The sequence below is a fragment of the Enterobacter huaxiensis genome (assembly GCF_003594935.2).
Classification (GTDB): domain Bacteria; phylum Pseudomonadota; class Gammaproteobacteria; order Enterobacterales; family Enterobacteriaceae; genus Enterobacter; species Enterobacter huaxiensis.
Genome location: NZ_CP043342.1, coordinates 384,511 through 396,528, shown reverse-complemented (window position 1 = coordinate 396,528; position 12,018 = coordinate 384,511). Strand labels below are relative to the sequence as shown.

Annotated in this window: 10 protein-coding genes; 5 read left to right on the top strand and 5 right to left on the bottom strand. The window is 57.0% G+C overall.

Annotation, left to right across the window (positions count from 1 at the left end):
- The first annotated feature begins 140 nt into the window (after positions 1 to 140).
- Entirely contained in the window at positions 141 to 773 is a 633-nt protein-coding gene (gene crp / locus D5067_RS01830) for a cAMP-activated global transcriptional regulator CRP (RefSeq protein ID WP_000242758.1), read from the top strand.
- A gap of 56 nt (positions 774 to 829) precedes the next feature.
- Positions 830 to 2,917 carry a YccS/YhfK family putative transporter gene (locus D5067_RS01825; RefSeq protein WP_119937625.1) on the top strand — a complete coding sequence of 696 codons (2,088 nt, stop codon included), beginning with the start codon at positions 830 to 832 and terminating at the stop codon, positions 2,915 to 2,917.
- Here D5067_RS01825 and argD read toward each other — a convergent pair.
- The 4 genes from argD to ppiA form a co-directional block, all read right to left on the bottom strand.
- A complete protein-coding gene (argD, locus tag D5067_RS01820; RefSeq protein ID WP_210433805.1) occupies positions 2,914 to 4,134 on the bottom strand; it encodes a bifunctional acetylornithine/succinyldiaminopimelate transaminase in 1,221 nt (406 codons plus the stop codon). The genes D5067_RS01825 and argD overlap by 4 nt on opposite strands.
- 86 nt (positions 4,135 to 4,220) lie before the next feature.
- Complete coding sequence (gene pabA, locus D5067_RS01815; protein WP_119937623.1) at positions 4,221 to 4,784, bottom strand: aminodeoxychorismate synthase component 2; 564 nt, start codon at positions 4,782 to 4,784, stop codon at positions 4,221 to 4,223.
- A 29-nt stretch (positions 4,785 to 4,813) separates the two neighbouring features.
- Positions 4,814 to 5,398, bottom strand: coding sequence for a putative adenosine monophosphate-protein transferase Fic (locus D5067_RS01810; RefSeq protein WP_119937622.1), 585 nt, complete (start codon positions 5,396 to 5,398; stop codon positions 4,814 to 4,816).
- A gap of 107 nt (positions 5,399 to 5,505) precedes the next feature.
- On the bottom strand, positions 5,506 to 6,078 hold the full coding sequence (gene ppiA, locus D5067_RS01805; RefSeq protein WP_023309471.1) for a peptidylprolyl isomerase A: 573 nt from the start codon (positions 6,076 to 6,078) through the stop codon (positions 5,506 to 5,508).
- Positions 6,079 to 6,356: 278 nt separating this feature from the next.
- Between ppiA and tsgA the strand changes: the two genes are divergently transcribed.
- Entirely contained in the window at positions 6,357 to 7,541 is a 1,185-nt protein-coding gene (tsgA, locus tag D5067_RS01800) for an MFS transporter TsgA (RefSeq protein WP_119937621.1), read from the top strand.
- A gap of 3 nt (positions 7,542 to 7,544) precedes the next feature.
- Here the strand turns inward: tsgA and D5067_RS01795 are convergent, their stop codons facing one another.
- Positions 7,545 to 8,861, bottom strand: coding sequence for a cytosine deaminase (locus tag D5067_RS01795; protein ID WP_119937620.1), 1,317 nt, complete (start codon positions 8,859 to 8,861; stop codon positions 7,545 to 7,547).
- Positions 8,862 to 9,101: 240 nt separating this feature from the next.
- Between D5067_RS01795 and nirB the strand changes: the two genes are divergently transcribed.
- Complete coding sequence (nirB, locus tag D5067_RS01790; protein ID WP_119937619.1) at positions 9,102 to 11,645, top strand: nitrite reductase large subunit NirB; 2,544 nt, start codon at positions 9,102 to 9,104, stop codon at positions 11,643 to 11,645.
- Positions 11,642 to 11,968, top strand: coding sequence for a nitrite reductase small subunit NirD (gene nirD, locus D5067_RS01785; protein ID WP_119937618.1), 327 nt, complete (start codon positions 11,642 to 11,644; stop codon positions 11,966 to 11,968). The genes nirB and nirD overlap by 4 nt, the downstream gene beginning before the upstream one ends.
- Positions 11,969 to 12,018 lie beyond the last annotated feature (50 nt).

Genomic DNA, 12,018 nt, shown 5'->3' with positions numbered 1-12,018 from the left:
CAGAGGACATCAAACTTTACTGGCTGCGAAACGTTACGACAGCCGACTTCCCAGGGTATGGGTAAGAATTCGATTGCAACCCCAGAGTCCGGATGCATCTTATGGCTCTGGTGACAGCTTATAACAGAGGATAACAGCGCATGGTGCTTGGCAAACCGCAAACAGACCCTACTCTCGAATGGTTCTTGTCTCATTGCCACATTCATAAGTACCCATCAAAGAGCACGCTGATTCACCAGGGTGAAAAAGCGGAAACGTTGTATTACATCGTTAAAGGCTCGGTGGCAGTGCTGATCAAAGATGAAGAAGGGAAAGAGATGATCCTTTCTTATCTGAACCAGGGCGATTTCATCGGTGAACTGGGCCTGTTTGAAGAGGGCCAGGAACGTAGCGCCTGGGTTCGTGCAAAGACAGCATGTGAAGTGGCTGAAATTTCTTACAAGAAATTCCGTCAGCTGATTCAGGTAAACCCTGACATCCTGATGCGTCTTTCTTCGCAGATGGCGCGCCGTCTGCAGGTGACATCCGAGAAAGTGGGTAACCTCGCATTCCTGGACGTTACCGGCCGTATTGCACAGACCCTGTTGAACCTGGCAAAACAGCCAGACGCGATGACCCACCCGGACGGCATGCAAATTAAAATTACGCGTCAGGAAATTGGTCAGATCGTCGGCTGCTCCCGCGAAACCGTGGGCCGTATCCTGAAAATGCTGGAAGACCAGAACCTGATCTCCGCCCACGGTAAAACCATCGTGGTCTACGGAACCCGTTAATTCGGTTAAACGGCGTGCCATCGCAAGGTGTCACGCCGTTTTTGTCTCTATTCCCCATGTGGCGCAGGCTGATCTATCACCCGGAAGTTAACTACGCACTGCGACAAACGTTGGTGTTGTGCCTTCCCGTGGCCGTCGGCCTGATCCTCGGACATCTTCAGCAAGGCCTGCTGTTTTCCCTCGTTCCCGCCTGCTGCAACATCGCCGGTCTGGACACGCCGCATAAACGCTTTTTTAAACGCCTGATTATCGGTGGCTGCCTGTTCGCCGGCTGTAGCCTCGCCGTACAGCTCCTGCTCGCCCGCGATATTCCGCTGCCGCTGATCCTGACCGTGCTGGCGATGACGCTGGGCGTGACGGCGGAGATCAGTTCGCTTCACGCTCGCCTGCTGCCCGCCTCGCTGATCGCCGCCATCTTCACCCTTAGCCTCGCCGGCAACATGCCGGTGTGGGAACCGCTGCTCATCTACGCCCTCGGCACGCTGTGGTACGGGCTGTTTAACTGGTTCTGGTTCTGGCTATGGCGGGAGCAGCCGCTGCGTGAATCCCTTAGCCTGCTCTACGTGCAGCTTGCCGACTACTGCGAAGCAAAGTATACCCTGCTCACCCAGCACACCGACCCGGAGAAATCGTTGCCGCCTCTGCTCGCCCGTCAGCAAAAGGTGGTCGATTTAATCAGCCAGTGCTATCAGCAGCTACACATGCTTGCCGCCAATAAAAACCATGGCTATAAGCGGCTGCTGCGCACCTTCCAGGTGGGGCTGGACCTGCAGGAGCACATCTCCGTAAGCCTGCATCATCCGGAGGAGGTGCAAAAGCTGGTCGAGCGCAGCCACGCCGAAGCGGTGATCCGCTGGAATGCCCAGACGGTATCGGCGCGTCTGCGCGTGCTGGCTGATGATATTCTCTATCACCGCTACCCCACGCGCTTCAACATGGAAAAACAGCTCGGCGCGCTGGAGAAAATCGCCCGTCAGCACCCGGAAAACCCGGTCGGCCAGTTTGCCGCCTGGCACTTTAGCCGCATCGCGCGCGTGCTGCGTACCCAGCGGCCGCTTTACCCGCGTGACCTGATGGCCGATAAGCAAAAACGCCTGCCGCTGCTGCCCGCGCTTAAAAGCTATCTGTCACTGAAATCTGCCGCGCTGCGTAACGCCGCGCGGATAAGCGTGATGCTGAGCGTCGCCAGCCTGATGGGCATGGCGCTGCACCTGCCGAAGCCCTACTGGATCTTAATGACCGTGCTGCTCGTGACGCAAAACGGCTACGGCGCCACGCGGGTGCGCATTTTCCACCGGGCTGGCGGAACCTTAGCCGGACTGATTATTGCCGGCGCCACGCTGCACTTCCACGTGCCGGAAGGCTATACGCTGGTGGGGATGCTGGCGATCACGATGATGAGCTATTTGATTATCCGCAAAAACTACGGCTGGGCGACGGTGGGCTTTACGGTCACGGCGGTGTACACCCTGCAGCTGCTCACGCTCAACGGCGATCAATTCATTATTGCCCGCCTGGTCGATACCCTGATTGGCTGCCTGATTGCCTTCGGCGGCATGGTCTGGCTGTGGCCGCAGTGGCAAAGTGGATTACTGAGGCAAAACGCCCACGACGCGCTGGAAGCGGATCAGCAGGCTATTCGTCTCATCCTGAGCGACGATCCGAAGCCTTCCCCGCTGGCCTACCAGCGCATGAAGGTCAACCAGGCGCACAACGCCCTGTTCAACTCGCTCAACCAGGCGATGCAGGAGCCGGGCTTTAACTCGCACTATCTGGCGGACATGAAGCTGTGGGTCACCCACAGCCAGTTTATCGTCGAGCATATTAACGCCATGACCACGCTGGCGCGCGAGCACACCATGCTGACGCCGGACCTGGCGCAGCGCTATTTGCAGTCGTGTGAAATTGCCCTGCAGAGGTGTCAGCAGCGTCTGGAGTATGACGCACCGGGTGAGTCCGGGGATTCGAATATTCTGGAAGCGCCGGAAACGCTCACCCACGGGCCGATGAGCACGCTGGAGCAGCACCTGCAGCGCGTTCTGGGGCATCTGAACACCATGCACACCATTTCGTCGGTGGCGTGGCGTCAGCGCCCGCATCACGGCATTTGGTTAACGCGCGTGTTAAAGCGAACCGAGTATTAGCTTTTTACGATCTTCTCGACCGCCGCGGCAAAACGGCTTAACCCGTCTTCAATATCTTTCTCTTCCACCACCAGCGACGGCGCAAAGCGCATCACGTCCGGTCCGGCGTTAAGTACCATGACCCCTTCGTGCGCGGCAGCGTGCAGGAAATCGCGCGCGCGGCCTTTGTACTGCGGCTTCAGCTCCGCGCCAATCAGCAGCCCCATGCCGCGGATCTCGCTGAAAACATCATATTCATCGTTAATCTGCTGTAGATGCTTCTCGAACAGCTCACGCTTCGCGCTAACGCCGTTCAGCACCTCCGGGGTGTTAATGATATCGAACGCGGCGCCCGCCACGGCGCTCGCCAGCGGGTTACCGCCGTAGGTGGAGCCGTGAGAACCCACGTGGAACGCGGAGGCGATCTCCTGGGTGGTCAGCACCGCGCTGACCGGGAAGCCGCCGCCGAGGGCTTTCGCGCTGGTCAAAATGTCCGGCGTCACGCCGTAGTGCATATAGGCGAACAGATCGCCGGTGCGCCCCATGCCGCACTGCACTTCATCAAACACCAGCAGCGCCTGATGCTCGTCACACAGTTCGCGCAGCCCTTTCAGGAATTCCGGCGTCGCCGCCGTTACGCCGCCTTCGCCCTGAATCGGCTCAACGACGACCGCGCAGGTGTGGTCATCCATCACCGCTTTCACCGCGTGCAGATCGTTAAACGGCACGTGGATGATATCAGCAGGCTTAGGCCCAAAGCCGTCGGAGTATTTCGGCTGGCCGCCAACGGAAACGGTAAAGAACGAGCGTCCGTGGAAAGCGTTATGGAAGGCGATGATTTTGGTTTTGTACGGGCTGTGGCGCGTTGTTGCGTAGAAGCGGGCCAGCTTGAAGGCGGTTTCGTTGGCTTCGGTGCCGGAGTTCATAAACAGCACGCGCTCGGCGAAGGTGGCATCGATGATCTTACGTCCCAGACGCAGCGCCGGCTCGTTGGTGAACACGTTGCTGGTGTGCCACAGGGTTTCGCCCTGGGTTTTAAGGGCCTCCACCAGCGCAGGATGGCAATGACCCAGCGCCGTCACCGCAATGCCGCCCGCGAAATCTACGTACTCTTTGCCTTCCTGATCCCAGACGCGGCTGCCCTTCCCTTTTACAGGAATAAACTCAGCCGGTGCATAAATCGGCAGAATGACTTCATCGAATGTCGCGCGGGTAATTGCTGGTTGTTCAGTTGCCATGTCATGACCATCCATTTTTTGTCACATTGGTTGTGAAAATATAATCACAAAATATGCATAAAAAATCACAGCATGGCAATAGATATTCAGCGATTGAGGAAATTCGCCAGCAGCTGATGTCCCTGCTCGCTGAGAATACTTTCCGGGTGGAACTGGACGCCCTCCAGGTCCCACTCTTGATGGCGAATCCCCATGATCTCCTGCGTCTCGCTCCAGGCGGTCACCTCAAAGCACGCGGGCAGGGTTGGCGGGTCGATCACCAGAGAATGGTAGCGGGTCACGGTTAACGGATTATTTAACCCTGTGAAGACGCCCGTACCGGCGTGCATAACCGGTGACGTTTTGCCGTGCATGACTTTCGCGGCACGCACGATGGTGGCGCCAAAGACCTGAGCAATAGCCTGATGGCCGAGGCAGACCCCCAGAATCGGCAGCGTGCCTGCATACTGGCGGATCGCATCAAGCGAGATACCGGACTCCGACGGCGTGCAGGGGCCCGGTGAGATCACAATTTTCTGCGGAGCCAGCGTCTCGATATCTGCCAGGGTTATCTCATCGTTGCGGCGAACGACCACCTCAGCGCCCAGCTCGCAGAAATACTGGTAAAGGTTCCAGGTGAAGGAATCGTAGTTATCAATCAGCAGAATCATGGCGGCTCCCGAAAAAATGCCGCCCTATTCTACTCAGATTCCCGCGCTTCGCTCACTACTTTGGCAAAGATAGCGTTCAGCGCGGTTAGCTCACCCATCGCACCGCTCTGGTTGGCCGCTACCCACTGCGCGGGATCGATATCACGCCAGTCCAGCACGTAACCGGCGTGGATCGCCAGCTGTTCAAAGAAGATCCGCTGGGAAATGCCGTTACCGCTCATAAAAGGATGCAGCATATTGATTTCACAATAGTAATGGCTTATCCGGTCTGTAAATTCTGCTTTGCTAAGGCCGACCAGATATTTGTCGTATTCCAGGGCTTCCATCAGGTCGTTACCCATCTTCTCGATATACTCGAAATGACAAAAAGGAATGTCGCCCTTAGAAATATCGGCGGTGCGGAGTTCGCCAGCCTGCTTCATCTCTCTGCGGTATAAGTGGCGGTGAATGAGGCACAGATGGGGTAACCCAGGTGCAGAAGGCCCCAGTTCCAGCGACTCAATTTGAGGTTCTGCGGGACCCTTACCTTTTTCAAGGAGACAGCTGGCCTGAAAATTGACGTTACGCTGTTGTTCCCAGAGACGGGATTTTTGCTTGTCGGTGAGTTTTTTCACTTAACGCCTCCCTGATGATGTCCGTTTGCCACAAGTATAAGCGGCAAAACGCGCTTTCGCAGGGAGGGCTAAAGAACACGGACGTGAACCGCCCGTGTGGAAGACGATTACGGCAATACTTTTGCGGAGAGGATAACGACCGGTTTTGACGGCACATTCTGGTACGGACCGACATCGTGGGTAGGCACCTGAGAAATCTTGTCGGCCACGTCCATTCCTTTCACAATCTTACCGAAAACGGCGTAACCGAAATCGCGCTGACCGTGGTCGAGGAAGGCGTTATCCGCCACGTTCAGGAAGAACTGACTGGTCGCGCTGTCTTTATCCGCGGTACGCGCCATTGAGATGGTGCCACGCTTGTTCAGCAGGCCGTTGTCGGCTTCGTTCTTGATTGGCGGGTTAGGCTGCTTCTGCTGCATCTGCTCGTTAAAACCGCCGCCCTGCACCATAAAGCCTGGGATCACGCGGTGGAACGTGGTGTTGTTGTAAAACCCGCTGTTCACGTAGTCGAGGAAGTTTTTCACAGAAACAGGGGCTTTCTGGCTGTTCAGTTCCAGCTCAATGTTCCCGGCGGAGGTGGTCAGCAAGACGTGAGGGTCACCCTTTGCTGCCAGCGCAGCAGGGGAAACGGCAGAAAGAGCAAACACAGCTGCGACAGCCGCCAGTGTTGATTTGAGCATGAGAATTCCTTAACAAAGCGCAGTATAAAAAGCGAATGGCTTGATTCTAAAGAGCAGTATGAACGGAGACCAGCCTTTTACCTAATTTTACGAAATTGAAACAGTTGTTACCGCGCAAACGATTGGTAATGCCGCTATTTTACGTGATCTGAATCACACAAAAATATGCAAATATGATCAAAATTTTCTGAAAAGATTTAAATAGATCACTTTCGAGTCTAAAATCTGCCCGCTCTCAGCGCCCAACGGGCGCTTTTCTTTTTCTGAACAGGCCAGACATGACTAACAGCAATCGCATCAAGCTCACATGGATCAGCTTCTTCTCCTACGCCCTGACCGGCGCGTTGGTGATCGTCACCGGGATGGTGATGGGAAATATCGCAGACTACTTCCAGCTGCCCGTTTCCAGCATGAGTAACACTTTCACCTTCCTCAACGCGGGGATCCTGATCTCTATCTTCCTGAATGCCTGGCTGATGGAAATTGTCCCTCTGAAAACCCAGCTGCGCTTTGGCTTTGTGCTCATGGTCGCCGCCGTGGCGGGCCTGATGCTGAGCCACAGCATCGCCTTGTTCTCCGCCGCCATGTTCGTGCTGGGCCTGGTCAGCGGGATCACCATGTCGATCGGGACGTTCCTGATTACGCACATGTACGAAGGCCGCCAGCGCGGTGCGCGCCTGCTGTTTACCGACTCCTTCTTCAGCATGGCCGGTATGATCTTCCCAATGGTCGCCGCCGTTCTGCTGGCCCGCAGCATTGAGTGGTACTGGGTGTATGCCTGCATTGGCCTGGTCTACGTGGCGATCTTTATTCTGACCTTCGGCTGTGACTTCCCGGTGCTGGGCAAGAAAGCGCAAACTACCGCAGAGCCCGTTGCGAAAGAAAAGTGGGGCATCGGCGTGCTGTTCCTCTCCGTTGCCGCCCTGTGCTACATCCTCGGTCAGCTGGGCTTTATCTCCTGGGTGCCGGAATACGCAAAAGGTCTGGGCATGAGCCTGAACGACGCGGGCCAGCTGGTGAGTGATTTCTGGATGTCCTACATGTTCGGCATGTGGGCGTTTAGCTTCATCCTGCGCTTCTTCGACCTGCAGCGCATTCTGACCGTGCTGGCGGGGCTGGCAACCGTGCTGATGTACCTGTTCATCAACGGTTCGCCGGAGCATATGCCGTGGTTCATTCTGACTCTGGGCTTTTTCTCCAGCGCGATTTACACCTCTATCATTACGCTGGGTTCGCTGCAGACCAAAGTCGCCTCGCCGAAGCTGGTTAACTTCGTCCTGACCTGCGGCACCATCGGCACCATGCTGACCTTCGTGGTCACTGGCCCGATCGTGGCCCACAGCGGCCCGCTGGCGGCGCTGCATACCGCTAACGGTCTGTACGCCGTGGTGTTCATCATGTGCTTCGTTCTGGGCTTCGTGACCCGCCACCGTCAGCACAACGCGGCAGCGGCGTCTCACTAATGTCTACGCCCCTTTGCGCTCTGCAGAGGGGCTGTTTCTGGCAAAGCTCACCTCTTCTCCCCCGACGTCCGTCTGGATCCACGTCTGCGCCAGCTGCGTCGTAGCGATCACGCGTCCCTGACGAATCGACCAGCGCACCGGCACCTGACAGCGCACCGCTTCAAACCCGCTCTCCGCAGGCAGGATGATCAGATTCGCCGGATTTCCTTTCTCAATACCGTAATCGCTCAGGCCAAAGGTTCGGGCGCTGTTGTGGGTTATCAGGTTCAGGCCGCTGTCGATCTGCGGATAGCCCATCATCTGGCACACGTGTAGCCCCATATGCAGCACCTGCAGCATGTTGCCGGTGCCGAGCGGGTACCACGGGTCAAAAACATCGTCATGACCAAAGCAGACGTTAATACCCGCCTCCTGCAGCTCTTTCACGCGGGTGATGCCGCGGCGTTTCGGGTAGTCGTCAAAGCGCCCCTGCAGATGAATGTTCACCAGCGGGTTGGCGACAAAGTTGATGCCCGACATCTTCAGCAGGCGGAACAGGCGGGAGGTATAGGCGCCGTTGTAGGAGTGCATGGCGGTGGTGTGGCTGGCGGTCACGCGCGGGCCGATGCCGGCTTCATACGCCAGCGTCGCAACGGTTTCGACAAAGCGCGACTGCTCGTCGTCGATTTCATCGCAGTGGATATCCAGCGGGCGGTCGTATTTCTTCGCCAGTTCAAAAGCGATATGCAGCGACTGCACGCCGTACTCGCGGGTAAACTCGAAGTGCGGGATCGCCCCCACCACGTCGGCCCCGAGCTTTAACGCCTCTTCCAGCAGCGCCGCACCGTTCGGATAGGAGAGGATCCCCTCCTGAGGGAACGCCACAATCTGCAGCGTGACCCACGGCGCAACCTCCTGCTTCACCTCCAGCATCGCCTTCAGCGCGGTGAGCGTAGGGTCAGAGACATCCACATGGGTGCGGACGAACTGAATGCCGTTGGCGATTTGCCACTTCAGGGTCTTCCACGCGCGGGCTTTCACATCCTCATGGCTGAGCTGCGCCTTGCGCTCGGCCCAGCGCTCAATGCCTTCAAACAGCGTCCCGGACTGGTTCCAGTTTGGCTCGCCGGCCGTCTGGGTTGTGTCTAAGTGAATATGCGGCTCGATGAACGGCGGTATCGCCAGCCCCCCTCGCGCGTTCAACACCTCGTAGCTTTCGACGTGGGTATCGTCCATCGGCGTAACGTCGCCAAAACGACCGTTCTCAATGGCGATTTGCCACAGCCCTTCCTGACCCGGTAAACGAACGTTCTGAACAAGCCAAAGCGGTGTGGTAGACATACCTTTCTCCCGAAAAACGCAGCTGAAATTAAGGAGTACCTGTTTTTAAAAATCAGGCCCCTAATTTGTACACAAAATCGACGACAACGAAAAGCCAGCGATTTCCATAACTTATAAATTTCCTGACAAATCAGCACCCTACCCACTAAGGAGTAGGTTAAGGCGTATTTGATTTGCATCAATAAGCGCCCCTGCTGAATCGTTAAGGTAGGCAGTAATAGAAAAGAAATCGAGGCAAAAATGAGCAAAGTCAGACTCGCTATCATCGGTAACGGCATGGTCGGCCACCGCTTTATTGAGGATCTTCTCGATAAAGCCGACGCTGACCGTTTCGACATTACCGTGTTCTGTGAAGAACCCCGCAAGGCGTACGACCGTGTGCACTTGTCTTCCTACTTCTCCCATCATACCGCCGAAGAGCTTTCTCTGGTGCGTGAAGGTTTCTATGAGAAGCATGGCGTAAAAGTGCTGGTGGGCGAACGCGCTATCACCATCAACCGTCAGGAAAAAGTGATCCACTCCAGCGCCGGGCGCACGGTTTTTTACGACAAGCTGATCATGGCGACTGGCTCATACCCGTGGATCCCGCCTATCAAAGGCTCGGAAACGCAGGATTGCTTTGTTTATCGTACCATTGAAGACCTGAAAGCCATCGAAAACTGCGCCCGTCGAAGCCGCCGCGGCGCGGTCGTCGGCGGCGGCCTGCTGGGCCTGGAAGCGGCAGGCGCGCTGAAAAACCTCGGCGTTGAAACCCACGTCATCGAATTTGCCCCGATGCTGATGGCTGAACAGCTGGACCACATGGGCGGTGACCAGCTGCGCCGTAAAATCGAAAGCATGGGCGTGAAGGTTCACACCAGCAAGAATACCAAAGAGATCGTTCAGGAAGGCACTGAAGCGCGTAAAACCATGCGCTTTGCCGACGGCAGCGAGCTGGAAGTCGACTTTATCGTCTTCTCCACCGGTATTCGCCCGCGCGATAAAATGGCCACCCAGTGCGGTCTGGCCGTGGCGCAGCGCGGCGGGATCATGATTAACGATTCCTGCCAGACCTCCGACCCGGATATCTACGCCATCGGCGAGTGCGCCAGCTGGAATAACCGCGTGTACGGCCTGGTGGCGCCGGGTTACAAAATGGCGCAGGTCGCCGTTGACCATATCCTCGGCACCGAAAACGCCTTTACCGGCGCAGACATGAGCACCAAGCTGAAGCTGCTGGGCGTCGACGTGGGCGGCATCGGCGATGCGCACGGTCGTACCCCGAACTCACGCAGCTACGTCTACCTCGACGAAAGCAAAGAGGTCTATAAACGCCTCATCGTCAGCCAGGACAACAAAACCCTGCTCGGCGCGGTACTGGTCGGGGATACCAGCGACTTCGGTAACCTGCTGCAGCTGGTGTTAAACGCCATCGAACTGCCGGAAAACCCGGACGCACTGATCCTCCCGGCCCACGCCTCCAGCGGCAAGCCGTCTATCGGCGTGGATAAACTGCCGGACAGCGCGCAGATTTGCTCCTGCTTCGACGTCACCAAGGGCATGCTGATTTCCGCCATCAACAAAGGCTGCCACACCGTTGCGGCACTGAAAGCGGAAACCAAAGCCGGTACCGGCTGCGGTGGCTGTATTCCGCTGGTGACTCAGGTGCTGAACGCCGAGCTGGCGAAACAGGGCATCGAAGTGAACAACAACCTGTGCGAGCACTTCTCCTACTCTCGCCAGGAGCTGTACCACCTGATCCGCGTGGAGGGCATCAGGTCCTTCGACGAACTGCTGGCGAAGCACGGCCAGGGCTACGGGTGTGAAGTGTGTAAACCGACCGTCGGTTCTCTGCTGGCCTCCTGCTGGAACGAGTACGTGCTCACGCCGGAACACACGCCGCTGCAGGACACTAACGACAACTTCCTGGCGAACATCCAGAAAGACGGAACTTACTCCGTGATCCCACGTTCTGCCGGTGGCGAAATTACCCCGGAAGGTCTGGTTGCGGTGGGCCGTATTGCACGTGAATACAACCTGTACACTAAAATCACCGGCTCCCAGCGTATCGGCCTGTTTGGTGCGCAGAAGGATGACCTGCCTGAAATCTGGCGTCAGCTGATTGAAGCGGGCTTCGAAACCGGTCACGCGTATGCCAAAGCGCTGCGTATGGCGAAAACCTGCGTGGGCAGCACCTGGTGCCGCTACGGCGTGGGCGACAGCGTGGGCTTCGGCGTTGAGCTGGAAAACCGCTACAAAGGTATTCGTACCCCGCACAAAATGAAGTTTGGCGTCTCCGGCTGTACCCGTGAATGTGCGGAAGCGCAGGGTAAAGACGTGGGGATCATCGCCACTGAAAAAGGCTGGAACCTGTACGTCTGCGGCAACGGCGGGATGAAGCCACGCCACGCGGACCTGCTGGCCGCGGATCTCGACCATGACACTCTGATTCAGTATCTCGACCGCTTCATGATGTTCTACATCCGTACCGCCGATAAGCTGACCCGTACCGCCTCCTGGCTGGACAACCTTGAAGGCGGCATCGACTACCTGAAGTCCGTCATCATCGACGACAAGCTGGGCCTGAACGAACAGCTGGAAGCCGAGATGGCTCGCCTGCGCGACGCGGTGATCTGCGAGTGGACCGAAACCGTGAACACCCCGGCGGCGCAGACGCGCTTCAAACACTTTATCAACAGCACCCAGCGCGACCCGAACGTGCAGGTAGTGGCAGAGCGCGAACAGCATCGTCCGGCGACACCTTATGAACGTATTCCGGTGACTCTGGTGGAGGAAAACGCATGAGCCAGTGGGTAAACATCTGCAATATTAACGACATTCTGCCGGTAACCGGCGTCTGTGCGCTGCTGGGCAACGAGCAGGTTGCGATTTTCCGTCCTCGCCACGATGAACAGGTCTTTGCCATCAGCAATATCGACCCGTTCTTCGACGCCAGCGTGCTCTCTCGCGGCTTGATTGCGGAGCATCAGGGCGAACTGTGGGTTGCCAGCCCGCTGAAAAAGCAGCGTTTCCGCCTGAGCGACGGGCACTGCATGGAAGATGAGAGCCACTCTGTGAAGCACTACGACGCCCGCGTGAAGGACGGCAAGGTGCAGCTGAAGGCTTAACCTCCTGCCTTTTCAATACGAAAGGCTAATGACTCCTTATGGGTAACGGC